The organism is Erythrobacter longus (assembly GCF_000715015.1).
In the GTDB taxonomy this organism is placed as follows: domain Bacteria; phylum Pseudomonadota; class Alphaproteobacteria; order Sphingomonadales; family Sphingomonadaceae; genus Erythrobacter; species Erythrobacter longus.
On the sequence record NZ_JMIW01000001.1, the window covers coordinates 916,193 to 941,342 of the forward strand.

General features: G+C 58.1%; 25 protein-coding genes and 1 other RNA gene. 14 read left to right on the forward strand and 12 right to left on the reverse strand.

Features of this window, described 5'->3' with window-relative positions; all coding sequences use genetic code 11:
• Positions 1 to 66 precede the first annotated feature (66 nt).
• Genes purM through EH31_RS04525 form a run of 3 tightly spaced genes read left to right on the forward strand, consistent with a single transcriptional unit; the run spans position 67 to position 3,345 of the window.
• Positions 67 to 1,176 (forward strand): phosphoribosylformylglycinamidine cyclo-ligase, encoded by a 1,110-nt coding sequence (gene purM / locus EH31_RS04515; protein WP_034958336.1) that lies wholly within the window; start codon positions 67 to 69, stop codon positions 1,174 to 1,176.
• Entirely contained in the window at positions 1,169 to 2,140 is a 972-nt protein-coding gene (purN, locus tag EH31_RS04520) for a phosphoribosylglycinamide formyltransferase (RefSeq protein ID WP_034958337.1), read from the forward strand. Before purM ends, purN begins: the two co-directional genes overlap by 8 nt.
• Positions 2,140 to 3,345, forward strand: coding sequence for a sulfotransferase (locus tag EH31_RS04525; RefSeq protein ID WP_034958339.1), 1,206 nt, complete (start codon positions 2,140 to 2,142; stop codon positions 3,343 to 3,345). The genes purN and EH31_RS04525 overlap by 1 nt, the downstream gene beginning before the upstream one ends.
• A gap of 56 nt (positions 3,346 to 3,401) precedes the next feature.
• On the opposite strand, the gene ndk is transcribed toward EH31_RS04525, so the two are convergent.
• The 5 genes from ndk to EH31_RS04550 form a co-directional block, all read right to left on the reverse strand.
• Positions 3,402 to 3,824 carry a nucleoside-diphosphate kinase gene (ndk, locus tag EH31_RS04530; protein ID WP_034958340.1) on the reverse strand — a complete coding sequence of 141 codons (423 nt, stop codon included), beginning with the start codon at positions 3,822 to 3,824 and terminating at the stop codon, positions 3,402 to 3,404.
• A gap of 127 nt (positions 3,825 to 3,951) precedes the next feature.
• Positions 3,952 to 4,458 (reverse strand): hypothetical protein, encoded by a 507-nt coding sequence (locus EH31_RS04535; RefSeq protein WP_034958341.1) that lies wholly within the window; start codon positions 4,456 to 4,458, stop codon positions 3,952 to 3,954.
• Between the two features lie 58 nt (positions 4,459 to 4,516).
• Entirely contained in the window at positions 4,517 to 4,951 is a 435-nt protein-coding gene (locus EH31_RS04540; RefSeq protein ID WP_034958342.1) for a DNA polymerase III subunit chi, read from the reverse strand.
• Positions 4,951 to 5,100 carry a DUF2256 domain-containing protein gene (locus EH31_RS17165; RefSeq protein WP_081853211.1) on the reverse strand — a complete coding sequence of 50 codons (150 nt, stop codon included), beginning with the start codon at positions 5,098 to 5,100 and terminating at the stop codon, positions 4,951 to 4,953. Before EH31_RS17165 ends, EH31_RS04540 begins: the two co-directional genes overlap by 1 nt.
• A 372-nt stretch (positions 5,101 to 5,472) precedes the next feature.
• The gene (locus EH31_RS04550) at positions 5,473 to 6,930 is read right to left on the reverse strand and encodes a leucyl aminopeptidase (protein WP_034958344.1); all 1,458 of its coding nucleotides are present in this window, start codon (positions 6,928 to 6,930) and stop codon (positions 5,473 to 5,475) included.
• Positions 6,931 to 7,074: 144 nt separating this feature from the next.
• Between EH31_RS04550 and EH31_RS04555 the strand changes: the two genes are divergently transcribed.
• The 5 genes from EH31_RS04555 to EH31_RS04575 all read left to right on the forward strand — a co-directional run bounded on the left by EH31_RS04555 (position 7,075) and on the right by EH31_RS04575 (position 13,615).
• On the forward strand, positions 7,075 to 9,345 hold the full coding sequence (locus tag EH31_RS04555; RefSeq protein WP_152553452.1) for an LPS-assembly protein LptD: 2,271 nt from the start codon (positions 7,075 to 7,077) through the stop codon (positions 9,343 to 9,345).
• Positions 9,346 to 9,640: 295 nt separating this feature from the next.
• On the forward strand, positions 9,641 to 11,008 hold the full coding sequence (locus EH31_RS04560) for a peptidylprolyl isomerase (RefSeq protein ID WP_338390470.1): 1,368 nt from the start codon (positions 9,641 to 9,643) through the stop codon (positions 11,006 to 11,008).
• A 13-nt stretch (positions 11,009 to 11,021) separates the two neighbouring features.
• On the forward strand, positions 11,022 to 12,029 hold the full coding sequence (gene pdxA / locus EH31_RS04565) for a 4-hydroxythreonine-4-phosphate dehydrogenase PdxA (RefSeq protein WP_034958346.1): 1,008 nt from the start codon (positions 11,022 to 11,024) through the stop codon (positions 12,027 to 12,029).
• 99 nt (positions 12,030 to 12,128) lie between these two features.
• Positions 12,129 to 12,965: a 16S rRNA (adenine(1518)-N(6)/adenine(1519)-N(6))-dimethyltransferase RsmA gene (gene rsmA / locus EH31_RS04570; protein WP_034958347.1), complete on the forward strand. Its 837-nt coding sequence runs from the start codon at positions 12,129 to 12,131 to the stop codon at positions 12,963 to 12,965.
• Positions 12,966 to 13,036: 71 nt separating this feature from the next.
• Positions 13,037 to 13,615 (forward strand): hypothetical protein, encoded by a 579-nt coding sequence (locus EH31_RS04575; RefSeq protein ID WP_206742008.1) that lies wholly within the window; start codon positions 13,037 to 13,039, stop codon positions 13,613 to 13,615.
• A 41-nt stretch (positions 13,616 to 13,656) separates the two neighbouring features.
• On the opposite strand, the gene EH31_RS04580 is transcribed toward EH31_RS04575, so the two are convergent.
• The 3 genes from EH31_RS04580 to EH31_RS04590 form a co-directional block, all read right to left on the reverse strand.
• Entirely contained in the window at positions 13,657 to 14,019 is a 363-nt protein-coding gene (locus EH31_RS04580) for a hypothetical protein (protein ID WP_034958350.1), read from the reverse strand.
• Between the two features lie 3 nt (positions 14,020 to 14,022).
• On the reverse strand, positions 14,023 to 14,547 hold the full coding sequence (locus EH31_RS04585) for a hypothetical protein (protein ID WP_034958352.1): 525 nt from the start codon (positions 14,545 to 14,547) through the stop codon (positions 14,023 to 14,025).
• A gap of 75 nt (positions 14,548 to 14,622) precedes the next feature.
• Positions 14,623 to 16,719, reverse strand: coding sequence for a malate synthase G (locus tag EH31_RS04590; protein ID WP_034958354.1), 2,097 nt, complete (start codon positions 16,717 to 16,719; stop codon positions 14,623 to 14,625).
• Between the two features lie 164 nt (positions 16,720 to 16,883).
• Here EH31_RS04590 and EH31_RS04595 point away from each other — a divergent pair, with 164 nt between their 5' ends.
• Positions 16,884 to 18,077 (forward strand): hydrolase, encoded by a 1,194-nt coding sequence (locus EH31_RS04595; protein ID WP_034958356.1) that lies wholly within the window; start codon positions 16,884 to 16,886, stop codon positions 18,075 to 18,077.
• Entirely contained in the window at positions 18,074 to 19,090 is a 1,017-nt protein-coding gene (locus EH31_RS04600) for an arginine N-succinyltransferase (RefSeq protein WP_034958358.1), read from the forward strand. Before EH31_RS04595 ends, EH31_RS04600 begins: the two co-directional genes overlap by 4 nt.
• Positions 19,091 to 19,104: 14 nt before the next feature.
• On the opposite strand, the gene EH31_RS16725 is transcribed toward EH31_RS04600, so the two are convergent.
• Positions 19,105 to 19,932 carry a class I SAM-dependent methyltransferase gene (locus tag EH31_RS16725; protein ID WP_051698928.1) on the reverse strand — a complete coding sequence of 276 codons (828 nt, stop codon included), beginning with the start codon at positions 19,930 to 19,932 and terminating at the stop codon, positions 19,105 to 19,107.
• 111 nt (positions 19,933 to 20,043) lie between these two features.
• Between EH31_RS16725 and EH31_RS04610 the strand changes: the two genes are divergently transcribed.
• Both EH31_RS04610 and EH31_RS04615 read left to right on the forward strand, forming a co-directional pair.
• Positions 20,044 to 21,324 carry an N-succinylarginine dihydrolase gene (locus EH31_RS04610; protein WP_081853214.1) on the forward strand — a complete coding sequence of 427 codons (1,281 nt, stop codon included), beginning with the start codon at positions 20,044 to 20,046 and terminating at the stop codon, positions 21,322 to 21,324.
• A gap of 141 nt (positions 21,325 to 21,465) precedes the next feature.
• The gene (locus EH31_RS04615) at positions 21,466 to 21,732 is read left to right on the forward strand and encodes a hypothetical protein (RefSeq protein WP_034958360.1); all 267 of its coding nucleotides are present in this window, start codon (positions 21,466 to 21,468) and stop codon (positions 21,730 to 21,732) included.
• A gap of 35 nt (positions 21,733 to 21,767) precedes the next feature.
• On the opposite strand, the gene EH31_RS04620 is transcribed toward EH31_RS04615, so the two are convergent.
• The 3 genes from EH31_RS04620 to mscL form a co-directional block, all read right to left on the reverse strand.
• Positions 21,768 to 22,502 (reverse strand): hypothetical protein, encoded by a 735-nt coding sequence (locus EH31_RS04620; protein ID WP_034958361.1) that lies wholly within the window; start codon positions 22,500 to 22,502, stop codon positions 21,768 to 21,770.
• Positions 22,503 to 22,558: 56 nt separating this feature from the next.
• Positions 22,559 to 22,901, reverse strand: a transfer-messenger RNA (tmRNA) gene (ssrA, locus tag EH31_RS17170).
• A 138-nt stretch (positions 22,902 to 23,039) separates the two neighbouring features.
• Positions 23,040 to 23,480 carry a large conductance mechanosensitive channel protein MscL gene (gene mscL / locus EH31_RS04625; RefSeq protein WP_034958362.1) on the reverse strand — a complete coding sequence of 147 codons (441 nt, stop codon included), beginning with the start codon at positions 23,478 to 23,480 and terminating at the stop codon, positions 23,040 to 23,042.
• Positions 23,481 to 23,661: 181 nt separating this feature from the next.
• Between mscL and EH31_RS04630 the strand changes: the two genes are divergently transcribed.
• Positions 23,662 to 24,264 carry a LemA family protein gene (locus EH31_RS04630; RefSeq protein ID WP_034958363.1) on the forward strand — a complete coding sequence of 201 codons (603 nt, stop codon included), beginning with the start codon at positions 23,662 to 23,664 and terminating at the stop codon, positions 24,262 to 24,264.
• A gap of 14 nt (positions 24,265 to 24,278) precedes the next feature.
• Positions 24,279 to 25,148, forward strand: a complete 870-nt coding sequence (locus EH31_RS04635; RefSeq protein ID WP_034958364.1) for a TPM domain-containing protein — start codon at positions 24,279 to 24,281, stop codon at positions 25,146 to 25,148.
• The last annotated feature ends 2 nt before the right edge of the window (positions 25,149 to 25,150 follow it).

The following is a 25,150-nucleotide window of genomic DNA, read 5'->3' on the forward strand; positions in this document are numbered from 1 at the left end:
GAAATCTTTGTCGTCTTTGCCCAAACCAGTGTGGAATTCCAAGCCTAAAGGGGTAAAGCCCGAAAAATGGAAGGCAAAAACTCATCTGACACCCCATCGTACACTTATTCCGATGCAGGTGTATCGATCGAAGCAGGCAATGCACTGGTCAAAGCCATCGCGCCCTTGGCCAAGGCAACGGCGCGCCCGGGTGCGACCAGTGAGCTTGGCGGATTTGGCGGCTTTTTCGATCCGAAGGCTGCGGGTTACAAAGACCCGCTCCTGGTTGCGGCCAATGACGGGGTCGGCACCAAGCTAAAGCTGGCGATTGAGCATGACCGGCACGACACGGTCGGCATCGATCTGGTTGCAATGTGCGTCAATGACCTGATCGTTCAGGGGGCTGAACCTCTGTTTTTCCTTGATTATTTTGCGACCGGCAAACTGGAAAACGGGGTCGCGACGCGCGTTGTTGCGGGCATTGCGGATGGGTGCAAACAGGCTGGATGCGCTTTGATTGGCGGCGAAACCGCCGAAATGCCGGGGATGTATGCGACAGGCGACTATGATCTTGCAGGCTTTTGCGTTGGCGCGGTTGAACGCGGCGAGCAATTGACCGGCGATCAGGTGGCACCGGGCGATGTGTTGATCGGTCTGGCGAGCTCTGGCGTCCATTCCAACGGATATTCGCTGGTGCGGCGACTCGCGGAAGACAAGGGGTGGAAATTAAACCGCCCTGCCCTGTTTGATCCTGAGCGATTGCTGATTGATGCGCTGATTGAACCAACGCGGATTTATGTCGCCAGCCTTTTGCCGCTTATCCGCGACGGGCTGGTGCATGGTCTTGCCCATATCACCGGCGGCGGCCTGCTTGAAAACATTCCGCGCATTCTGCCCAAGGGCGCTCATGCAAAAGTGGATGCCGATCTGTGGGAGCAGCCGCGCCTTATGGCATTCTTGCAAGCACAAGGCGCGATTGAGCCTGAAGAAATGGCGCGCACGTTCAATTGCGGGGTTGGCATGGTGCTGGCCGTGGCTGAGGACCGCGTTGCAAGCGTGACCGAGCGACTTGAAGCGGCAGGGGAAACCGTTGTCCAAGTGGGCCGGATCGAAGCCGGTGACCGGGGCTGCAGCGTCCGCGGTAGTCAGGGCACCTGGGGCGGTCGCGAGGAGTGGGAGGCCACGCACCTTGCCTGAGGGCGATAGGGCCAGGATTGCCGTCTTTATCTCAGGGACCGGCACCAATATGGCAGCGCTGCTATACGCCAGCCGCCTTGAAGGTGCTGCGTTCGAAATTGTGCTGGTCGCGAGCAATGTTGAGGACGCCGAGGGGCTGAAACTTGCCGCATTGGAAGGCGTTGTGACCTTTGCCCATTCGCACAAAGGCCATTCGCGCGAAGACCAGGACGCCGCAATGGAGCGCGCCGCCATCGACGCAGGCGCGGATTACATCGTTCTGGCCGGATATATGCGCATCCTATCGCAAGGCTTTGTGGAGCGGTGGGCAGGCCGGATGCTCAACATCCACCCCTCACTGCTGCCGAAATATAAAGGCCTCGACACATTTGCCCGCGCGATTGAAGCGGGTGATACCCATGCAGGCTCCAGCGTTCACATCGTCACCCATGAGCTTGATGCAGGCGAGGTTCTGGCACAGGTTCGCGTCGCAATCGCAGCCGACGACACCCCCGATACTCTCGCCGCGCGGGTCAAGATTGCCGAACACCAGCTGTATCCGCGCGCGGTTGCCGATTATGTGAACAGGGGCAATGATCCCGACTATCTGTTTCAAAAGGTGCGCGCACTGGCATTGGCCCTTCCCGAAACGCATGAACGTGACAGCCACGGATCGCCCGGGTTCCGGGTCGGGACAGAAAAATCGGGCAAATTTTTCGCCCATTTTAGCCAACAACACCACGGGTCGCAGCATATCGCATTGCTGGTCAAAACCGGGGGAATGGACGAGCTCCTCAGCCTCGTCGAGACGCAGCCCGAAGTCTATTACAAGCCTGATTATTACGGCGCGAGCGGCTGGGTCGGGCTGATCCTTAATCGGCCAAATGTCGATTGGGATCATGTCAGTGACTGGCTGGAACGCTCTTGGCGCAGCTGTGCCCCGTCGCGGCTAACCAAGCTCATGGATGCAGCCGATCAGTTCTGATGGCAAAGCTTGAACGCGAACATCTTTTGTCTCGTGGCCCATTGGCAAGCCGCGCCAATGCGTTTTTGTCGCGCGCATGGGAGCGTGGATGGCTTCCCACGCCCGATTTGACGCCAGAGGGCCTTTGGGCGGTTGCAGCCAGGAATGTCGCCGATCCGGCCGCCGCCGAATTTGGCGGGCGCGGGCGCGATGACGCGGCCGATTTCCGGTTGCGATTGGAGACACTGTGCGCTGCGATCAAGGATGAGGCACAGCTCAACGCTTTGGGCAAAGCGATGGCGCATGGGCAATTGGTCCGGGTGATCCGCAACCGTCTGGCGTTTGGCGAGCTTTGGCAAACACGCCCGGAACTGCTTGAAACCAAGCTTGCCCCGCCGATCATCGTCATCGGCCATATGCGCAGCGGGACAACGCGCATTCACAAGCTTTTGGCCGCCGACCCCGCGCATTCGCACACGCGGTATCAGGATGCCTATCACCCGGTGCCAAGGCGGTTTGGCATGAACCGGGTCAAATCGGCGTTTGATCTGGCGATGCTGGGCGCGCTTAATCCATGGCTCCAAACCATTCACCCGATGGCCGTGGGCGAGGTTGAGGAGGAGCTGGCGTGGATATCCGCCGCGCTCCACCATTCGATTTACGAATCGCAGTGGCACATCCCCTGGTACAGCGCTTTTAGCGAGGCGCGAGGGGCCGCGCCCATCTACCGCGAATTTGCACGCATATTGCGCACCGATGCCGCATCGCGCGGTATTGCGGACAAGCCGAGGGTGATGAAAGTGCCCGCCTTTGCCGAGGATCTGCCCGCATTATTAGAGCAGTTCCCCGATGCGCGCCTTGTGCTTGCCCACCGCGACCATGAGGCGGTATTGCGCAGCGCGGTGTCGCTATGCGCGAACCAGATGGCGGTCCAGTGCGACCATTGCGATATTGCGACGATCGAGGCCCTGTGGGAGCACAAGATAACCTTGCGCGAAGAACGCATGGCCAAGGCGCTCAAGACATGGGATGGGGCAATTTCCCGGCTTGAGTTCGACGAATTGAACACCGATTGGCAAAGCGCGATAAAGCGCTGTTATGCCGATCTTGGCCTGTCTCTGACCGAACGCGCCCACCAAGCGATGGCTGCACAAATGGCTGGAAGCGCAAAAGGCGCGCATCGGGAACACTCGGCACAGCTCAAACGATTTGCAAACGAGAGCTAGAACGAAAAAGGGCCGCCCCAAAGGACGACCCTTATCAAGTCAAATCTGTGACCAGCTTACCCGACGATTTCGTCGTCGTTGAAGAAGAAAGCGATTTCGATCGCCGCGTTTTCTTCGCTGTCCGAACCGTGGACGGTGTTTTCACCGATGGAAAGCGCAAATTCCTTGCGGATTGTGCCTTCGTCGGCCTCTGCCGGGTTGGTTGCGCCCATCACGTCGCGGTTGCGCTTCACGGCGTCTTCGCCTTCGAGGACTTGCACGACAACCGGCTCGCTCATCATGAATTCGGTGAGTTCGCCAAAGAAAGGACGCTCTTTATGGACCGCGTAGAAGCCTTCGGCTTGCTCTTTGGTCATGTGGATACGCTTTGAAGCAACAACGCGAAGGCCAGCTTCTTCGAGCTTGGCAGTCACAGCGCCGGTGAGGTTGCGACGGGTGGCATCAGGCTTGATGATCGAAAAGGTGCGGGTAACCGCCATGATATGTATTCCTTGTTTTGCGAGAGGGGCGTGCAAAAGTTAGGCGCACGCCAGAATTGCTGGCGCGCCCTAGCCCCCGGCGCGCACAAGTTCAAGTTTTGTGTGAAGGTCGAAAGAAGCAGGCGGGTTAGCCCACATCCTCGCTTATGGTCAGTTGTCCGGTGGTCCCTTCCCCGTCCGAAGTTGCTGTGACCGAGAAGGTCATGCCCTTGGCCTTGCTCTCTCCTCCGATCATTCTGCTACCGGTCATGCTGGTTTCGATCTGTATATCAAAGCCGCCTGCTTGCGCCTCGGCCCGGTAGAACTCGGTGATTGAATCCGGTGTCTTATCGCTGCGGAAGGTAAGTAGGGCGCCCTTTGTATCGCCCTGATCGATAACAGTGTTGCTGATCACCTCAGCATCCGGGATCAAGGAGAAACCACCTGGAAGATCGACCGGCACATTCGCACCCGTCCGCATGGTTACATTCCCATCGGGCGTGGCGACGGTCATGCTCGTTTCGCCGTCTTCGTCATTGATCGTATATTCGACATTTTCGCCATCTTCGCCCGATATGGTCGCCGATTGCTCTGAACCACAGGCGGCGAGCGAACACGCGGCAGCGACAGTCACGAACATTGCAAAAAAGCGCATCTCGATTCTCCAAACGATCTTCGGCTATGTCTCCCAAATGAGCTATATGCGCAAGCAGTCAGGCGACCTTAACCCATTTGCCGCCGTCCTGGCGAAAAAATGCACGTTCAAGGCCCTCAGCACCATCAAGCCCGCGCCATGTGCTGCGCGCTGCCTCTACGGTATCGTCATCGAATAACAGGAATGTGCGCGCAAACCCTTCCACTTCGCGATATTCACCATCGGCATAGACGACATGGCTGGCCGAATTGGTCGCTTCGGCGGTGTCCGATAGCAGGATCGGCTGGTTTTCAGCCCCCGCCACGCCCGCCTCGCCATTGGCAAGAAAGCTTTCCGGCCCCGCTTTCCAAAGTTCGCGAGAGATCGTCTGGCGTTGCTCGGGCGATTTGCTCACAACCAGCAAACGCTCACCTGCATCCATGACGCGGCCAGCGATAAGAGCGACGACCTTTTCCACCGGATCGCGCGAGAGTTGCCAGAAATCCACTTTCATCAGGCGCTGTTCTTAGAACGCTTACACCGCTCAGAACAATACTTCACATTGTCCCAGTCGCGTTCCCATTTCTTGCGCCAAGTGAATGGGAGCCCGCAAGCGAGACACACTTTCGACGGAAGATCGCCTTTCTTGCGCATTTTTGGCATGGATTAACTTTCCAATTTAGGAGCCGTAAACACAGGCTATCCCGAAGAGCATTCACGCGGTCGCCATAAGAAAATAAGATAGCCAGCGCCGATAATATAGACGGCTGCAAACAAGAGGAACCCAAAGCCACCTTCGAAAAGCTCCATTAGAGGTATTCCGGTGGCCAAGGCTGTAAACCTGTAAAACTCTCTGGTGTGTTCCTTTAAAAAGTATAGACCAAAAGTGACTAAGCACATGATCCCACAAACAATAGCCGCGCGGATCGTCCTCTGATCTACGAAAAGAGAGACAACTTCCTGCGCGATGCCGAATAGGAAAAGTCCACCGGCAACAGCGAACCCGTTGAAGATTATTACTCGCAGAAGGGCCACTTACTCTGCGTTGTCAGCGACAAACTGATCGATCAGGCGCGCGCCGTATCCGGTGGCACCCTTTTCGTGGGTTGCGCCCGGCTTGTCCGACCACACCATGCCCGCAATATCGCAGTGCGCCCATGGGGTGCCTTTTTTGATGAAGCGTTGCAGGAATTGCGCCGCCGTAATCGAGCCAGCCCAGCGCCCGCCGATGTTCTTCATGTCGGCGATGGGTGAATTGATCAATTTATCGTAAGCGGGTCCAAGGGGCATCCGCCACAGCTTGTCATCGGTGGTCTTGCCCGCGCTCAGCATCTTGTCAGCAAGCGCGTCATCATTGGCGAAGATGCCGCCATATTCATTGCCAAGCGCAACCATCATCGCGCCGGTGAGAGTTGCGAAATCGATGATGTGCGCTGGATCAAATGTTTCTTGCGCCCAATGCAGCGCATCGCACAGCACAAGGCGGCCCTCGGCATCGGTGTTGAGCACTTCGACGGTCTGCCCGCTCATCGTGGTAAGGACATCGCCGGGACGGATCGCATTGCCGTCGGGCATATTCTCTACAAGGCCCATAACGCCAACGACGTTCGCCTTCGCCTTGCGTGAGACCACAGCGAGCATTCCGCCAGCAACCGCGCCAGCGCCGCCCATGTCCCACTTCATATCTTCCATGCCGGGAGCCGGTTTGATCGAGATACCACCGGTATCAAAGGTCACGCCCTTGCCGACGAACACGCTTGGTTTGTCGCCTTCCTTGCCGCCGTTCCAACGGATGGCGAGCATTTGCGATTCGCGCCGCGAACCCTGCCCCACGCCAAGAAGGGCGCCCATGCCAAGCTCGGTCATCTCCGCCTCGCCCAGCACAATCAGCTCGGCGCCAGTGCCGGCAAACGCTTCCTTGCAAAGCTCAACAAAGCTTTGAGGGTGAAGGATATTCGCAGGCTCAGTGACGAGTTTCTTGGTGAACTCCACCCCGCGAGCAATCGCTGCGCTGCGTTCCCAATCGGCCTCGGTCCCCTCAGGCGCGCCGACGACGTGGACGGTTTTCAAAGTGATCTTTTTGTCAGCGGCAAGCTTGGTACGATATTCATCATGCGCCCAACTGCGCAGCTTTGCCCCCAAAAGAACAGCGCCTGCATCTTCGGCAGAAAGGCCCGCTTCGCCAAGGTCGAGAACGATGGCCTCTTCCCCGGACCGAAGGTATTTGGCAATCGCTGCCCCGCCTGCCCGCTCCAGATTAAGACGGCGATTATCGGCGCTCGCCTCACCCGCCCCCACTAACGCCGCGCGCACAGCCTTGCCATCAACACCGACAAAGCCTTCGAACACTTGACCAGCTGTGCCCTTGAAGCGGGAAGCCTTCGCCCCTTCGGCGAGCACTGGGTCAAAGCCCGCTGGCGTTTCCCCCTGGTTCACGATTGTCGCAGCAGTTGCCGTTTGTGCAGGAGGGGTTTGTGTGAAGACGATTTGCATGATTGCTCCGACGAATTGGCTCAATGCGTGAGCCGCAAAAAATGAACGCTTTAACCGGTGCTTTAGACCACCGGGATGTGGGCAAGGCGTGCCTGCCCCTTAAACCCGATTGCGATTAGGCGTGAGCGGTGCAATAGGCAAGCCATGTCGGGAGCTTTCGGGGTCATGTTGAAGCGAGTTCAGCGCGCGTCGCACATTGCGATGATCGCGGCCTTTGCTGTGCCCTCCTCGCTTGCCGCGCAGGAAAGTGCTGCGCCCAAAACCCTGACCCAAGAAGAGATCGACGCAGCCGATCAACAGGCCCCCGCCGCAAACGAACAGATTGAATTTGAAGCAAATGAGGTCGAATACAACGCCGAGACGGACGTCATCATTGCCAAGGGCCAAGTGATCCTGCGCAATTCGCGTGCATCGGTGCGCGCTGATGAAGTCTTATGGGACCGCAAATCAGGCATAATCACGGCCAGCGGCGCGGTTCGGTTTGTCGACAAGGCGGGCAATCAGGTTTTCACTGAAACGGTTGAACTCAATGACGCCTTTGAGGCGGGCGCGATGGATGACCTCTTGATCGCGCTTCGCACCGGTGGACGGTTGGCCGCGCGTTCGGCTGAGCGTGGCGAGGACGGGATCGTCACTCTAAACAGCGCCGCATATTCCGCCTGTCCCGTGACCGATGAAGACGGCTGCGCACGCGATCCAAGCTGGCGCATTACGGCTGACCGGGTGCGCTTTGACCCGGAAGAAAGCCGCATCCGTTTTGACGGTGCGATGCTCGAAATTTTCGGAGCGCGGCTTTTGCCGCTGCCCGGTCTTGCCCTTCGCACCGACGGCCGGGCGGAAAGCGGTTTTCTGGTGCCGCGCATCCGCGTCGATCAGGTCAACGGATTAGAGCTGTCGGGCGAATATTACGCACGCCTTGCTGACAATAAAGACCTCACCTTGGGCACGCGCGTGTTCACCAGTGCCGCACCCTTGGCAGAGGCGCAGTTTCGCCATTTCACCGAGAAAGGCGCGTATCAGATCACCGGATACGCCACTAGCAGCAGCAGGGTTGCCAATTTCGGGGTAGCGCCGACAACCACGAACGAGCCGCGCGGGCATCTCTTTGCCAATGGTCGGTTTATCTTCTCGCCCGAATGGTCGTTGACCGGGTCGGTTCGGATCGCCTCTGACCGCACGTTCCTGCGTCGTTATGACATTAGCCGCGATGATCGCTTGCGCTCGACCATCAATCTGGAGCGGATTGACGACGATTCCTATTTCAGCCTCGCCGGGTGGGCCACACAGACTCTGAGGATTGCAGCGGACCAGGGACAAGTGCCGTTGGCGCTGCCTGCCCTCGACTATCGCCAGATTGTGGGCCGCGATGTGCTGGGTGGACAGTTGGAAGTTCAGGCCAACACGCTCGCTCTGGTGCGTGACGAGGGTCAGGATACGCAGCGCGCTTTTGCTGGGGCAAAGTGGGATTTGCGCACGCTTACCGGCCTTGGCCAGCTAGTGACATTCACCGGCCTTGTGCGCGGCGATGTTTACAACACCAATGACACCCTTTCGACCCTTACCGCTGTTTATCGCGGCAATGAAGGGTGGACCACGCGCGGCGTCGCAACGGCGGCCGTGGACGTGGAATGGCCCCTTGTGGGCGAAGCGTTTGGCGGCACACAGGTCCTCACCCCGCGTATCCAGCTGGTGGCAAGCCCGCCGATCCGCAATCTTGCGGTGCCCAATGAAGATGCGCGCGCGATCGACCTTGAGGATTCCAACCTCTTCGCGCTCAACCGTTTTGCAGGCTACGACCGGGTCGAAGACGGTGCGCGGGTCACATACGGCATGGACTGGGAAGTGAACCGCCCCGGATGGCGGGTAAAAACCAACATCGGCCAATCCTATCGCCTGACTAACGAGGAAGAGATTTTCCCCGACGGCACCGGCCTGTCGGACAAGTTTTCAGACTTTGTCGGCAGGACCGAAGTGCGCTTTCGCAATTTTGTCTCCTTCACCCACCGTTTCCGTCTCGACAAAGACAATTTCGCCATTCGCCGCAATGAAATCGATGCAACCGTCGGGTCCCAGCGCAATTATGTAGAGCTGGGATACCTGCGGTTAGACCGCAATATTCAGACGGTCGAAGATTTGCAGGATCGCGAGGAATTGCGCGCTGCTGCTCGCTTTACCATTGGCCGCAATTGGTCGGTCTTCGGGTCTGGCGTGTTTAACCTCACCGATGAAGAGGAAGACCCGGTCTTCACCCCCGATGGATTTGAACCCATCCGCACTCGTCTTGGCATTGCCTACCGTGACGATTGCATCGAATTTGGAGCCACATGGCGGCGCGATTTCATCACCTTTGGTGACGCAAGGGAAGGTAACAGCTTCCAGGTCTTCTTTGCGCTGCGCAATCTGGGTTTCCGTTAACCCCCCAGCCAGCAGTGGGCCTTTAGCTACGCTTCAACACAGCTCTTAACAAAGCGCGCATACGCGTTGGCAGCGAGCGAAAAACGGGTTAAGGGCAACCGCAAAACACACTCAGCCTGCGTTAAGCCGGCGGTTGGTAGTTGAGGACACATGGTACGTAACCTGAGCAGGCACACTGAGTAAGCAAACCGGGTTGGCAAGACGGGATCGCCAATCGGATTGAGCGCTCCTTAGCGCAGGCCATCCTCATCACCAATTTGAAAACACAAGTATTGCGAGAACCGGGATCAAAAACGTGACCTTGAAGGTAATTTCAACCATCCGCACACCTCTTCTGGCGCTGGGCGCTTTCGCCTTGGCGGTATCGAGCACGGCCACGGTGCCAGCTCTTGCCCAAAGCACAGCGGCCCCTGCTCCGATCACACCATTCGGGCTACCGGCGGATGTGAAAGTGTTCGATGATGGCAATCCAAACGAACGCAGCGCCACTGCCGTGGTCAATGGCTACGTCATCACCGGCACCGACATTGAACAGCGCGTCAAGCTCATCACCAATGCGTCGCAAACAAACGTTTCGGAGGAAGAGTTGCAGCGTTTGCGCGCGCAGGTGCTGCGCAACCTGATTGACGAAACGCTGAAAATCCAGGCCGCCGAAGCGCAGGAAATCGGTGTTCAAAAAGCCCAGATTGATCAGACCTATAACCAGCTGGCTGCACAGAATTTCGGCCAAAACACCGAAGCGATGGACACCTATCTGGAATCGATCGGATCATCTGCAAACGCTCTGAAGCGCCAGATCGAAGGTGAGCTTGCGTGGGAAAACCTGATCCGCCGCAATATCAGCCCATTCGTCAATGTCTCCGCAGAAGAAGTGACCGGCGTTTTGGAACGCCTGGAAGCCTCGCGCGGGACCGAAGAATACCGCCTCGGCGAGATTTACATGAGCGCGACGGCTGAAAACCGCGAAGCTGTGCTCCAGAACATGAACCGCATCGTTGAACAGCTTCAACAAGGCGGCAGTTTTGTGGCCTATGCGCGCCAATTCTCCGAAGCATCCACCGCAATCCAGGGTGGCGATACGGATTTCCTTCGCCTTGGCACATTGCCCGGACCCATGGCAGAAGCTGTGCAGACCATGCAGCCAGGCCAATTGGTCGGCCCGCTTGCCATTCCGGGTGGTTTTACCATCATCTACCTCATCGACAAACGTCAGGTCCTGATGGCTGACCCGCGCGACGCCGTTCTTAGCCTCAAGCAGATCTCGATCGAACTGCCCGATGGTGTGAGCGATGCCGACGCGACTGCTGCAATCGAGCGATTCGGCAATTATGTCCAAACCTTGAGCGGATGCGCGGATGCTGAAAATGCAATGAGCGCGATTGGTGCATCGGTTGTGGCCAATCCGGAAATCCAGGTGCGCCAGCTTCCCGAACAGCTTCAATCGATCTTGCTTAACATGCAGATCGGTCAAACCACACCTCCCTTTGGTACAGCCGAAGATGGTGTCCGCGTGCTTATGCTGTGTGGCCGCGATGATCCCGAAGATGCAGGCGCTCCGACGTTCCAGTCGGTCATGAATTCCATCGAAGATGAACGCATCAACAAACGCGCCCAGCGTTACCTGCGCGATCTGCGCAACGACGCCTATATCGAATACAATTAAGGCGCGTGCGGGGGTGTCCGGCTTACCGCTTGCTGTCTCGATAGGTGATCCGGCAGGGATTGGGCCTGAGATAATCCTCGGTGCCTATCAGCATCTGAAATCTGCAGAGCAGCCTTTCTTCGTCGTCGGCGGTTTCGATGTCCTTCGTGCCTGCGGCGAGGCATCAGGCGCTGGCGACAAAGTGATCGCGATTGGCGAGGCGGGCGAAGCCACAGAGGCGTTTGGAGAGGGGCTGCCGGTTCTGGTCGGGGCAGACGCGATCTACACCCCAGGCAAGCCTGATGACGAGGGTGCAGCGCTCGCGCTCCATTCGCTTGCAGAAAGCGTTCGCGCGGTTCTGCTCGGAAATGCCAGCGGCGTTGTGACAGCCCCCGTCAGCAAATCGCAACTTGCCAAAATAGGCTTTGATTTCCCCGGACAAACCGAATTTCTCGCAAGCGTTTGCGGGCTTGCCCCCGAAGACGCAGTGATGATGCTGGCAGGACCCACTTTGCGCACCGTGCCGCTCACCGTGCACGTCGCGTTAGCGCAAGCGCCAAGCCTCATTTCCCAAGAGCTGATCGAGCATAAGGCGGCAATTGTTGATGCCGCTCTCAAACGCGATTTCGGCATTACCTCCCCGCGCCTGGCGATCTCTGGGCTCAACCCGCATTCGGGCGAAAACGGCCAGTTTGGCGATGAAGAAACCCGCATCATTGCGCCTGCGATTGAGGCGTTGAAGGCCAAGGGTATTGGTGCCTTTGGCCCTGTTCCGGGCGACGCCTTGTTCACGCCGATTATGCGGCCAAGCTATGACGCGGCGCTTTGTATGTATCACGACCAGGCGCTTATCCCGATCAAGGCGTTGGAGTTTGATCAAGGTGTCAATGTGACGCTCGGCCTCCCGATTATCCGCACTTCGCCCGATCACGGCACCGCCTTCGATATTGCAGGCACTGGTAAAGCGGATGCGGGCGCGATGATCGCGGCCATTCGGATGGCGGGCGAAATGGCTGAGGCTAGGGCCAAAAATGCTGACTAGGGCATTGCCCACCCCGCTGCGACTAACGCTGCTATGCAGCGAAGTCTCGCTCCCCTCCCGCTTGCGGGAGGGGTTGGGGGTGGGCCCGGACCAAGGCGCATGACCACTCTCCCCCCCATCAGAGAAACCATCGCGAAGCACGGCCTCTCCGCATCGAAGGCGTTGGGACAAAACTTCCTTCTGGATGAGCAATTGCTGGACCGCATCGCCGCCCTTCCCGGAGATCTGACGGGTGCCAATGTGCTCGAAGTGGGCCCTGGGCCCGGCGGCCTTACCCGCGCGCTCCTTCGCGCTGGCGCGAATGTCACTGCAATTGAAATGGATGCCCGCTGCCTCCCCGCACTCGACGAATTGAGCGATGCGTTTCCCGGACAGCTTACCGTCATCCAAGGCGATGCGATGAAACTGGACCATGGTGAAGTGATGAAAGGCGCGCCCTTCCATGTCCTTTCCAACCTGCCTTACAACGTCGGCACGGCGCTGTTTGTGCGATGGTTATCAGGAGAGGACTGGCCGCCCCAAAAATCAGGGCAGTGGCAATCGCTCACCTTGATGTTTCAGCGCGAAGTCGCCGAACGGATCGTCGCAAAAGCTGGCACGGGGGCCTATGGCCGCCTCGCAGTGCTTGCGCAGTGGCGCAGCAGCGCAAAACTCGCGATGAAGGTCCACCGCAGCGCTTTTACCCCTCCCCCCAAAGTGATGAGCGCAATCGTGCACGTAACCGCTGGCGAGGCTCCTGAAGGAGTGAATGCCAAAACTCTCGAGCGCCTGACCGAGGCCGCCTTTGGCCAACGTCGCAAAATGCTGCGCCAGAGCCTTAAAGGTGTGCCCGGTGCCTTGGACGCAATGGAAGCTGTCGGCATTGAGCCCACCCGCCGTGCAGAGACCGTGAGCGTCGACGAGTTTATCGCACTGGCGCGGGCGCTAAAGGACTAGAAAAACCGCCTTTCCTTAAGTCCTTATCAATTTCCGGTGCCTAATCCTGCGCGACATCCAGGGAGGCACCAATGCTTGAGTCCAGCAAGAATTCACCCATGCTCAATGGACCTATCGAGTTTGATTTCACGGTAGAGATCGAGCGTTCTGCCTCTGAAGTCTTCCCCCTTGTCGACCTGTCCGACCCGCGCTTTTCGCAGGTTGCGCTTGGCAATACGGTGAAGAAGCTGGACGAGAAATCCTTCGAACTCGAAATCGCAGAGATGGAGGGCCACGCCTTTCGTTTTCGCGTTGTCGAATACGCCAAGGATGAGCGGCACGCGTCGAAAGTCACTATCGAACCGGCTATCGGCAACCTTGTCGAAGCGGTTGAGGATTATCAGATAACCCCGCTTGGCGATGACCGCTGCGCGCTAACGCTCGTCACCAAAGCGACCTTCTCGGACGATCTCAGCGTTGAAGAGATCGTGCAGGAAGTGGCGATGATGAGCATGGCGGTCGAAGAGGACCTGACAAAGCTGAAAATGCACGCCGAAGAGGGCGTCGAAGCTGTCAAAGCCTACAACGAAGAGCAGGAAGCTGCCTTTGGTATCGAGCTTGATCTGGAAGGTTTCGACATCGACTGGGACGACATCGAACCTGAGCAATAGGGCGCACCCTACGCAACCTGCCGCTGAGCATGATTTTGCGTTCAGAACCCGAGCGATTGATAGCACAGTCCAACCACAGCAGGCAGCACTACCAGCGTCATCGCGACGGCCAGGCGCGCTCTGCCGCGCTCTGGTTCATCTTTGTCGAAATGCCCCGCAGACAAATACAATTGCCAGAATGCAGCGGTCACCATGATGGCGAGCCAGACCCAGAAAATCGTCTCTAGCTGGCCCGCAAATCCGCGCCCCGCCTCAAGCGTTCCTGTGAGGCCAAGAACGATGCCGATGGGGGCGACCAATGCGGCGGCGACGACAATGCCGCCAATGCCTGCAAGCGGGCTGATTGCGAACAGCACTAACGCCAGATGGGCCACGATCCAGAGTTTGAATGTGCCTTTGGTCATCCGTCACGCGCTTTCCAAACCGCGGATGATTTCAGCACGTTGGAGCATCAGAGCGAGAACTTCCGATTCTAGCGCTGCCCATTCCAAGATGTTTGCAAACATCAGAATTTCGATTCCCTCCACCCCTTCCATCCGGATGCCGTAAGTGTTGTCCAGCATGTCCCACTGCGTAGGTTCGACGCTCATTTTGGAGAACGGTAGAAAGAGGTCGCGGCAACCATATCTGAAGGGCGGCGCAATCGACAACGTAAGCCCGTCATCATGGACGCCCACGACAACCGGAGGGTGGCGATGGGATTTCAGATCACCGGACAAATGCCCCCAGCGAAAGCCTGGCTGCGAAATCCGCACCATGCCCGCAAGCTTCTTCGCAATCGGTACGCGCGGCTCGATAACCGCATAGAGCAGCTCATACTCGCGCCATCGCGAATTGCTGGCGTGGATGATGTAGAATGCAAGCCCGCCGAAGAATGCGAGGCTGAGCATACCGACAAACGCCATGTACAGCTGTTCGATGATGTCTCCCACGCGGTCTGCTCCGGTCCTGCAAAGATCACCTGTCGTGATCGTTTGGACCTTAGAGCAAACCGGTAGAGAAAGTGTTTACCCTGCCTTCTTGACCCGGCGCCACTCATGCAGCAGCGGTTCGGTGTAGCCTGAGGGTTGCGCGGCGCCTTTGAAGATGAGGTCCTTGGCCGCCTGGAATGCGGGTGCGTCCTCATTGCCGATGAGCGGCATGTAGGTTGGATCGCCTGCGTTTTGCGCGTCGACCTTGGCTGCCATGCGGGTCAGCGAGTCCATGATCTGCGCCTCGGTGACAACGCCGTGGAGGAGCCAGTTGGCCAGATGCTGTGACGAGATGCGCAAGGTCGCGCGGTCTTCCATCAGGCCCACATCGTTGATGTCGGGAACTTTGGAGCAGCCAACGCCAGCATCAACCCAGCGCACGACATAGCCGAGTAGCCCCTGGCAGTTGTTGTCGAGCTCTTCGCGCAGTTCCTCATCCGACCAATTTGTGCCCTTTGCCAGAGGGATAGTCAGAAGCGCATCGAGCCCTGCGGGCTCCGGCAGGTCCTTCTGAATGTCGAACACGTTCTCTTGGTGATAATGCAGGGCGTGCAGCGTTGCGGCGGTGGGCGACGGGACCCAAGCGGTGTTGGCCCCTGCGCGAAGGTGGCCGATTTTCTCGACCATCATCTGACCCATAAGGTCGGGCGCGGCCCACATGCCTTTGCCGATTTGAGCCTTGCCTGAAAGCCCGTGTTTGAGACCAATCGCGACATTGCGCGCCTCGTAAGCCTTGAGCCAGTCCGACCCCTTCATCTCGCCTTTGCGCATCATGGGGCCAGCACGCATCGAGGTGTGGATTTCATCGCCTGTGCGATCAAGGAAACCTGTGTTGATGAAGACAATCCGGTCCTTCACCGCCTCAATACAGGCGCCAAGGTTGGCCGAAGTGCGACGCTCTTCGTCCATGACGCCGACCTTGATCGTGTGACGCGCAAGACCCAGCAAGTCCTCGACCGCGTTGAAGAGGTCGTTGGTGAAGGCGCATTCCTCTGGCCCGTGCATTTTGGGCTTCACGATATAGATGCTGCCGTGCTTGGAGTTGCCGTATTTGGCGTGGCCTTCGACGTCCAAAGTGCTGATCGCGGATGTGAATACCGCGTCCATAATGCCTTCGGGGATCTCGCTTCCATCGGGGAGCAGGATCGCGGGGTTGGTCATCAAATGTCCGACGTTGCGCACAAACATGAGGCTGCGTCCCGACAGCGAATGCTCATTTCCGGAGCCGTCTTTGTAGCTCTTATTGCCGTTGAGTTTGCGGGTGAGCGTTTTGCCACCCTTGTTAAAGCTCTCCTCCAGATCGCCGCGAATAATGCCGAGCCAGTTTGTGTAGGCGAGCAGCTTGTCCTCACCGTCAACCGCCGCGACCGAATCCTCACAATCGGCAATCGTGGTAAGCGCGGCTTCCAGATTGATGTCCGCGATGCCCGCCTTATCAGTCTTGCCGATAGGGCTCTCCCGATCAAACACAACTTCGATGTGGAGGCCGTTGTTTTTGAACAATAACCCCTTGTCGGTGTGTCCCACCCACTGGCTTTCATCCTGAAGCTTGCCGTCGTGCTCGTCCTTCAGGTCAGCCCAGCTTTGATCCACCAGCGGCAGCGCCTCGTCGAGGAATCGCCGCCCGCGGGCAATCACCGCAGCCCCGCGCTCTTCGTCATAGCCGCCAGGACGAGCCGCAGGCGCATCCAGCGCATCGGTCCCGTAAAACGCGTCATAAAGGCTGCCCCAGCGCGCATTGGCTGCGTTCAAGAGGAAGCGCGCGTTGAGAATTGGCACAACCAATTGCGGGCCAGCCATGGTCGCGATTTCGGGATCGACATTTTGGGTGCCGATTTGAAAGTCAGCGGGTTCTGGTACGAGGTAGCCAATCTCGCGCAAGAATGCCTCATACTCGGCAGCATCGTGCGGCTTGCCGCTGCGTTCGGTATGATAGGCGTCGATTTTCGCCTGCAAATCTTCGCGTTTGGCAAGAAGGTCTGCGTTGCGAGGGGCAAAGCTTGCCAAAAGGTCTGCGAACCCCTGCCAAAACGCATCAGCATCCCGGCCAAGCGGGCTGAGAACTTGGCTTTCCAAAAGCTCTGCGAGCCGTGAATCGACGGAAAGTCCAGCGCGGGGCGTGTAATCGTGCATAAAAGTCCTCAGATACCATGCTAAGAATGGATCCCGGGGAGGAGGACAAGGCCCCTATGGCCAAGGCGCGCGGACAATGCAATCCTGACCTAACGTCACCCTGAAACCTATTCAGGCTATAACGCTTTGATAGTTTGCAAAGCACCGCTAGAGACAAGTTTCCTATGAAACCAACTGCTATCTCCGATATCGATGCCGACACCATGTTGGCCCAGGTCCAAAGCTGGTGTGCGATCAATACGGGCACTGCCAATTTGCAAGGGCTTGCTCAGCAATTGGACGTGTTGGAAGACGCATTTGGCGCGCTTCCCGGTGAAATCGAACGGGTGGACCCTGCACCTGTCACCGCGGTTGATGCCGATGGCAAAGAGTTCGAAAAACAGCACGGCAAGCACTTTGTCCTGCGCGTGCGGCCCCATGCCAACCGGCGCATTCTGCTGACCGGCCATATGGATACGGTTTTTCCCAAGGATTACTTTTTTCAAGAGCTCACATGGCTTGAAGACGGTGTTCTCGGTGGCCCGGGTGTTGCCGATATGAAGGGCGGGATTGCAGTGATGCTCCACGCGCTGATGGCGTTTGAGGAGCGGGCTGGCGCTGGCTCGCTTGGCTATGACGTGCTGCTCAATTCTGACGAGGAAACAGGGTCGCTCGCCAGTGCTGATCTGATTGCAGAGCTGGCACGCGGGAAATTGGCCGCGCTCACCTATGAGCCCGCCGCGCTTCCTGATGGCACCCTTGCCCATGCGCGCGGGGGAAGCGGGAATTATTCGGTTATCATCACGGGCCAATCCGCCCACGCAGGGCGCAATCCTGATGATGGGCGCAACGCAATCGTCGCAGCGGCTGATCTGGCAGTGCGTTTAAAGGCGCTGCATTGCCCCGACATCTCGGTCAATCCGGCCAAGATCGAGGGCGGTTCTGCCAACAATGTAGTGCCCGACCATGCGGTCTTGCGCTTTAACATCCGCCCGCAAAGCATCGGGGCAGCAGAACAATTCGAGCGTGATCTCAAGGCGTTAACCGCCGCAATTGAGGGGGCGCACGAGGTTTCCATCCACACCCATGGCGGCGTCACCCGCCCGCCAAAGCCGGTCGATGAAAAGGCGCAAAAGCTGTTCGACCTTGTGCGGGAATGCGGGGCGCAACTGGGGCAAACGATCAATTGGAAGTCGACAGGGGGCGTGTGCGATGGCAACAATATTGCTGCTTGCGGTATCCCGGTCGTGGATACCATGGGCGTGCGCGGGGGATCAATCCACTCGCCTAAAGAATTTCTGATCACGCAAAGCCTGGCCGAACGCGCCGCGCTTTCGGCTCGCGTGATCCAGCGACTTGATGAGGGGGCCATTTCTTGAGTTTTCGACTGCGGGCCGCGCGCCTATCCGATCTTGAGCACCTGTATGAAATGGCAAAGCTGACAGGCGGCGGCTTCACCAATTTGCCTGCCGATCGAAAAGCGCTTACCGCAAAGCTTGAGCGGGCGACATCCGCGTTCGAGAACACAGCCGACGAGCTTGTCGATGAGCAATTCGTGCTCGTCCTCGAAGACCCCAAATCGGGCGCAGTGCGCGGCACGTGTCAGCTGATGACAAAGGTGGGCCAGCAATGGCCTTTCTACTCATACCGCCTCAACAGTCTTTCTCAGCACAGCCAGGAACTCGACCGCACAGTGCGCACAGAGATGCTCAATCTCGTCACCGATCTTGAAGGGTCAAGCGAAGTGGGCGGACTGTTCCTGCACCCCAATGAGCGTGCCGGTGGCCACGGGCTTTTGCTCGCGCGCAGCCGGTATCTGTTTATCGCCATGCATAGGAAACGCTTTGCCGACCGCATTCTGGCTGAACTTCGCGGGATCATCGACGAGCGCGGCGACAGCCCGTTTTGGGACAATGTCGCAGGGCGGTTCTTTGGCATGACCTTTAACGAGGCGGACTATTTCAACGCGATCAACGGCAACCAGTTTATCGCCGATCTGATGCCCAAACACCCCGTCTATGTCGCCATGCTTGATGCCGAAGCGCGCAAGGTCATAGGCGTGCCGCACCTTTCCGGCAGAGCCGCCATGCGGATGCTTGAGAACGAGGGCTTTGCTTACGAAGGCTATGTCGACATTTTCGACGGCGGGCCAAGCATGACGGCGCGCACGGACAATGTGGTGAGCGTCAAGGACGCAAAAGAAGCGCGCGTCACCGCGATGAACATTCAGGAAGGCGAGCGCGCGATCCTTGCAACTGGCAGGCTCAGCGATTTTCGCTCTTGTTACGGCGCAAGGGTTCTGGATGACGACGGCGGCATTGCCATCGATTCAGCGGCAGCCGATGTTCTGAATGTGTCGGAAGGCGACACCGTGTGGAGCGTCGCGCGTTAATCCGCGCAATCGAATCACGGTTTTTCGAGAGCGATCACGGTGTAACTGGTCGCATATTCCCCAAGGATCGGCAAAGCCATTAAGGACTTGCCCAGCGCCTTCTTTGCACCCGACTGGCCAAAGCCTGACTTCTCGAACCGGTCAATTTTAAGCCCGGCGCTGCGCACCATCTTGCGAAATCCGGCGATATCCAGAGCGTTGACATAGCCTTGCTCGGCAAAGCTTTCCCACCGCGACCATTTATTGGGTTTCTTGGTGCCGTCCGGGTTCAAATCCCAATGGCGCGGCACAAAACCGGGGTCGTCATAAATCGCAGCAGCGGCGCGAAACATCGCTTTTTCGCCAAAGATCACATGTGCCCAAGGCACAGGGATAAGCGCCTCCATATGCGGGCCCCACGGCCCTTTGAAGGGGAACCATTCAATCAGTACGCGGCCACCGGGGCGCAGCACACGGGTCCAATCGGCAAGGATGCTGGCTGGGTCCATCACATGCTCAAGACAATCAAACGCTGTGATCAAATCGACGCTTTCAGGCTCCAGCGGGAGCCCTTCGACCGACCCTTCGATGAAGCGCAAAATGTCTGTGAATTCGGGATATTTTGCAAAACTCGTCTCAGCACGGGTCAGAGCAGCGGTATCAATATCGACCCCCGTGATCGACTTGGCGATCCCCTTGCCAGCGAGGAAAAAGCTGAGCTGTCCGGCGCCGCAGCCAAAATCCAGCACATCCTTGCCCGCAATTTCATGGTCGGAAAAATGCCGCCAGCTCGCTGTAAGCGAGGCATCGCGCCAATCGGCATACTCGCTAACATCCGCCATCTTTGCATCTGGCGGCGACATCAGCCGCTTTGACAGCGCAGTACAGGCTATCGTTCTAAGAGGAGGTGTTCGCAAGGTCATCGCGGGCACTTATAGGTGGACTTGTCCTAATGCTCATTTAAGGCTCGTCCCATGGCTCAAAAAGAGACACCCACGCATATGAAATCGCTCAAAGAAATCAATTTTGACGGGCTGGTCGGGCCCAGCCACAATTACGCAGGGCTAAGCCTTGGGAACATTGCCAGTGCCAGCCACAAGGGCAATCCATCCTATCCGCGAGCCGCCGCCCTTCAAGGGATGGCAAAGATGCGCGGCAATCTGGCGCGGCTGGGTGTGCAAGGGTTCCTGTTGCCCCTTCCCCGCCCCAATGGCGCCTTGCAGGATGCGCTGTGCCTTGACGGGACCGAGGCGGCCGCCTTGCGCGCGGCCCCCTGGTCGGCCTCTTCCATGTGGACCGCCAATGCGGCGACCGTATCGCCAGCGCCCGACACTCAAGATGGCAAATGTCACCTGACGCCTGCGAACCTCATCACCATGCTGCACCGTGCACAGGAGTGGGAAGACACCAAGGCGCAGCTCGATATAGCGTTCGGGGACAAGGAGCACTTCGCCGTCCACAATGCCGTCCCGCCGACCTTTGGGGATGAAGGCGCGGCCAATCACGGGCGCTTTTGCGAAGGCCACGGCGCACCGGGTGTTGAGCTGTTCGTCTACGGCAGACCGGGCGGCAAATTCCCGGCCCGCCAGCACGAACAGGCGAGCCGATTGGTCGCGCGCGCCCACGGCCTCGACCCGCAGCGGTGCGTCTTTATCGAACAAAACCCCGCCGCCATCGAAGCAGGCGCATTCCACAATGACGTGGTGAGCGTGGTGAACGAACGCGTGCTTTTCACCCACCAAGAAGCGTTTGCCGATCAGCAAAGCGCCTATGATGCAATCCGCGCCAAATTCCCTGCCTTGGAAGTGGTCGAAGTGCCCTCAAGCGCGGTCACCATGGCCGAGGCCATCCGCACCTATCTTTTCAACGCGCAATTGATCACCTTGCCAGACGGTTCCATGAACCTGATCGTCCCCGAAGAATGCCGCGAGAGCGCCAGCGTCTGGGCGTATTGCGAAGAGATGATGGCGTCTAATGGCCCCATCCGCGAGGTGGTGCCCGTCGATGTGCGCCAGTCCATGGCCAATGGCGGGGGGCCTGCGTGCCTGCGTCTTCGCGTCGTGTGCGATCCGGCAACCGTGGACCCGCGCTTCCTCTTGGACGAGGCGAAGGCAGATGTGATGGAAAGCGTCATCGCCAAGACTTGGCCCGAACAAATCGACCCGGCAGATATTGGCAGCGATGCGCTTGCAAAGGCTGTGATCTCCGCTCGCCATGCCCTGCTCGACGCCTTGAACCTAAGGGAACTTGCGTAGAACCGCCTTGGGTTAAGGTTAACGCGTTTGCAACCTTGTGTCGGACGGGTTTACAACTGGTTTCATGTTAACCCCTCAGAGCCGCAGCAAACCGTTATTGGCATGGTGCTTGCTCTGAATAGTGGGGACCAAGGAGTAACTATGCTGCGCAAAATCGGGCGTCTTTTCGTGATCAAGAACCGCTTTGAAGCGTTCGCGATTATTTACGCCCTTGCGCTTGGTGCGACCAACCGCGGTCTTGTGTATCTTGAGGCTTTCCCGCCCTATTGGGGAGAGGCGCTGTTCCTTGCGGCGTGCTGCGCGGTGATGATGGGGGGCGCGGCGATTTTGGACGGGCTCAAGACGAAAAACGAGCTTGAGGATTTGAAAGCCCAGCTCGCAGCGGCGCGCAGCAACACGGCCCCTTAACCCTTAGTCACCTTGGATATCGCTCGCCCTGGGCGCTATTCGTTCAGCGGATCGACAAAAACCGCCTCACCGTTTTCATCATATTCGGGAAGCAATGCGATATCTTCCGCATTGTCGATCACCAGAGTCACTTGTTTGCGCCGACGATCAAGGCGCGCGCCCACCCAAACAGGGGTCAGGCGCGGCTGTCCCCGCACCACCACGCGCCGATTGCGGAAATAGGCGCGCAGCCGCGGCAAGGTGGCTTGCAAGCGTTCCTGCTCGACATCGCCTTCGACCACGATAGAGGCGCTTTCCTCATCGCTTTTGCTGCCTTCGCCCGGCGATGCGATCAAGGTATCCGAATTGGTGTTGAGAATGTCGGCGAAGGTCTGTTTGTCGATTTCGACTACGACCACTTCGGGACTGCGACCGGCCACACGGTTGCGGGTGCGTCCGCCCACTCCGCTGCCAAAACTTGTGTCGATGCCGGCAGAGCCGAGCAATTCGAGTTCAACGAGGGCCGAGGAATCAGTCGCAATGTTGTGCAGCTCGAACTTATCGCCCACTGCACGCACTTCGACCACATCCATGATAACCGCCATGTCATCGTCAGCGTCAGAGCTGCGTTTGCGCGCAGCGATCTGGAACGGGCGCGGCTCAAGGCATTCGACCGAACAAATGTCGCGCAGACGCTCCAAGTATTGCTGATAGCTTTCAGCAGATGCAGGTGTCGGGGTGATGAGGACCGTCGCCGAGATGGCAGTCAAAAACGAGAAGGATTTGAGCATCGACACCTCAAGCAAATTGGGTGGGGGTTTCTGTTGCTAGCTACCCCCGGAGCCCCGGAATCCACTTCTGTTGCCCGGTGGGTCCAACCGCGCATAGGCTTTGTAAGATCAGGCCGTTAGGCCGTCAGGTTACGCAGCGATTGCGAGTGCTTCGTTATCGTTTGCACTTATGAGTTGTGAACAGTTTTACGGGGTTTTCAGCCCGGGCAAAAACTACGCTTTTCAGTCCACGTCGATCCTAGTTCGGCCCCGTCAAAACACCCCAAATACAGGGTCTTATGGTGGAGCCGCCGGGTACTGCCCCCGGGTCCGTTGTACCTATTGCACGCAGCAATTTATCGCCATAGTCAGACAAGCTGACAGGACTGATATAGCGTGCAATTCATGAATTTGAAGTGACTAATCCCTTCCCGCTTGCGGGAGGGGCAGTGAAACTTGCGAGCTTGCTCGCTAGTTGCAACGGGGTGGGCCTTGCCGAGCGTGTCGCTTTTGCCCACCCCCAACCCCTCCCGCAGGTGGGAGGGGAGTTATGTTGCGTTACTTCTTCAAAGCGTCGCGGATTTCGATCAGCAGATCGATCTCGCTTGGGCCTTCAGGCTCTTCTGCGGCTGCTTCGGCTTCTTTTTTCTCGGACGCTTCTTTGATCTTATTGGCATACCGCACCAGCAAGAAGATGATAAAAGCCAGAATGATGAAGTTGATGATTGTCGTGATCAGAGCGCCATATCCGATCATCGCAGCACCCGCTTCTTTCAAGGCGGCATAGTCCGTCATTGAGCCTTCATAGCCTTCGGGCGCAGACAGCAGGATAAACTGCGAGGAGAAATCCGCGCCGCCAAACACATACCCGACGATCGGCATGATGATGTCGCCGGTGAGCGAGGCGACGATAGTCCCAAATGCGCCTGCGATAATAACCGCGACGGCCAATTCCATGACATTGCCCTTGGCAATGAATTCCTTGAATTCGTTAAGCATTGTGATCCCCAATCTTGTTGTTATTTGATCCGCTTCTTACAGGTCAAACCGCTCTTGCCAAGCGTATGATACATAGCTTTGCACGGCTTGAATCCAGAACACAGGTGCCCTACATCGACAATACACGTAGGTTTCGCTGCGCCTGACAGAAATGCAAGCGCGGCTTTTAGGAGGGATATTCATGAATCTTCGAGCATTTGGGCGCGGCTTCGTCGTCGCTGCCGTTTCCTTGACGCTGGCCGCTTGCGGTATCAACTCGGTTCCCGCAGCCGAGGAAGAAGCGAAGGCCAAATGGGCCGATGTGGAGGCGCAATTCCAACGCCGCGCCAATTTGATCCCCAACCTTGCCGAAATCGCCAAAGGAGCCGCTGAAAACGAGCAGGCCATCCTCGTGGGCGTAACCGAAGCGCGCGCGAAGGCAACCAGCGTACAGCTTTCTGCTGATGAGCTTGGCGATGAGGCCAAGATGGAAGAATTTGCCGCCGCTCAACAGCAACTTGGCCAAGGCATTGGCCGTCTGCTGGCAAGCTTTGAAGCCTATCCGCAAATCCAGTCAAACCAGAACTTCCTCACGCTGCAAAGCCAATTGGAAGGCACGGAAAACCGCATCGCGGTGGCGCTTCGCGACTACAACGAGGCGGTGCGCAAATATAACACCACGATCCGCACCTTCCCCGATACAATTGGCGCAAACATCATCCACGGCGCAGAGCCGCTGGCACCTTACAGCGCAGTCACCGAAGGCGCAGAAGAAGCTCCGACGCTCGACATGACGTCGAACTGATCAAGGGGCCGCACATGCGCCTCTTGCGCCAATTATTTCTGATTATCGTTGGTGTGGGGGCGCTCATCGCGTCCCCAGCGCTCGCCCAGCCTGAATTCCCGGCGCTCACCGGGCGCGTGGTCGACACTGCCGATATTCTTCCGGCCAATGTCGAGGCCGAGCTAACCGCCAAGCTCGAAGCGCTCGAAACCCGGACGCAGCGGCCGTTGGTTGTGACCACGGTGCCTGACCTTCAGGGCTACGATATCTCCGATTATGGCTACCAATTGGGGCGTGCATGGGGGCTTGGCGATGCTCAAAGGAATGATGGCGCGCTTTTGATCGTGGCACCCAATGATCGCAAGGTGCGCATAGAGGTCGGTTATGGCCTCGAAGGCTATCTAACTGACGCCTATTCCTCCTTCATCATTCAGGACATTATCATCCCGCGCTTTCGCGACGGAGATTTTCCCGGCGGCGTGGTCAGCGGGACAGATGCAATCATCAGCATCCTCGAACTCCCGCCGGAAGAGGCTGAACGCATCAACCGTGAGGCGGCCGAAACGCGGTCCAGCGATGGCGGGTTCCCGTTCGGGTTCCTTATCTGGATCGGCTTCATGTTCTTCTTCTTCGTGCTCCCGATTATCCGCGGGAGCCGCAGGAGACGCAAATACCGCTCCAAAGGCAAAGGGCCGTGGGGTAAGCGCGACAAATATGATGACGATGACGACGGCTTCGGCAGCGCTGTGGGCAATATCATCCTTTGGGAAATCGGCACGGCTATCGCTCGCGGCGCTATGTCGGGCGGCGGCAGCAGCGGTGGTTCCAGCTGGGGCGGCGGAGGCGGCGGCTTTTCTGGTGGCGGCGGCTCATTCGGGGGCGGCGGCGCCTCAGGAGGGTGGTGATC

Coding starts and splice junctions, on each gene's coding strand:
- purM (WP_034958336.1), top strand. CDS start 67: ATGGAAGGCAAAAACTCATCTGACACCCCATCGTACACTTATTCCGAT.
- EH31_RS04525 (WP_034958339.1), top strand. CDS start 2,140: ATGGCAAAGCTTGAACGCGAACATCTTTTGTCTCGTGGCCCATTGGCA.
- ndk (WP_034958340.1), bottom strand. CDS start 3,824: ATGGCGGTTACCCGCACCTTTTCGATCATCAAGCCTGATGCCACCCGT.
- EH31_RS04535 (WP_034958341.1), bottom strand. CDS start 4,458: ATGCGCTTTTTTGCAATGTTCGTGACTGTCGCTGCCGCGTGTTCGCTC.
- EH31_RS04540 (WP_034958342.1), bottom strand. CDS start 4,951: ATGAAAGTGGATTTCTGGCAACTCTCGCGCGATCCGGTGGAAAAGGTC.
- EH31_RS17165 (WP_081853211.1), bottom strand. CDS start 5,100: ATGCCAAAAATGCGCAAGAAAGGCGATCTTCCGTCGAAAGTGTGTCTC.
- EH31_RS04550 (WP_034958344.1), bottom strand. CDS start 6,930: ATGCAAATCGTCTTCACACAAACCCCTCCTGCACAAACGGCAACTGCT.
- EH31_RS04555 (WP_152553452.1), top strand. CDS start 7,075: ATGTCGGGAGCTTTCGGGGTCATGTTGAAGCGAGTTCAGCGCGCGTCG.
- rsmA (WP_034958347.1), top strand. CDS start 12,129: ATGACCACTCTCCCCCCCATCAGAGAAACCATCGCGAAGCACGGCCTC.
- EH31_RS04575 (WP_206742008.1), top strand. CDS start 13,037: ATGCTTGAGTCCAGCAAGAATTCACCCATGCTCAATGGACCTATCGAG.
- EH31_RS04580 (WP_034958350.1), bottom strand. CDS start 14,019: ATGACCAAAGGCACATTCAAACTCTGGATCGTGGCCCATCTGGCGTTA.
- EH31_RS04590 (WP_034958354.1), bottom strand. CDS start 16,719: ATGCACGATTACACGCCCCGCGCTGGACTTTCCGTCGATTCACGGCTC.
- EH31_RS04595 (WP_034958356.1), top strand. CDS start 16,884: ATGAAACCAACTGCTATCTCCGATATCGATGCCGACACCATGTTGGCC.
- EH31_RS16725 (WP_051698928.1), bottom strand. CDS start 19,932: ATGTCGCCGCCAGATGCAAAGATGGCGGATGTTAGCGAGTATGCCGAT.
- EH31_RS04610 (WP_081853214.1), top strand. CDS start 20,044: ATGGCTCAAAAAGAGACACCCACGCATATGAAATCGCTCAAAGAAATC.
- EH31_RS04615 (WP_034958360.1), top strand. CDS start 21,466: ATGCTGCGCAAAATCGGGCGTCTTTTCGTGATCAAGAACCGCTTTGAA.
- EH31_RS04620 (WP_034958361.1), bottom strand. CDS start 22,502: ATGCTCAAATCCTTCTCGTTTTTGACTGCCATCTCGGCGACGGTCCTC.
- mscL (WP_034958362.1), bottom strand. CDS start 23,480: ATGCTTAACGAATTCAAGGAATTCATTGCCAAGGGCAATGTCATGGAA.
- EH31_RS04630 (WP_034958363.1), top strand. CDS start 23,662: ATGAATCTTCGAGCATTTGGGCGCGGCTTCGTCGTCGCTGCCGTTTCC.
- EH31_RS04635 (WP_034958364.1), top strand. CDS start 24,279: ATGCGCCTCTTGCGCCAATTATTTCTGATTATCGTTGGTGTGGGGGCG.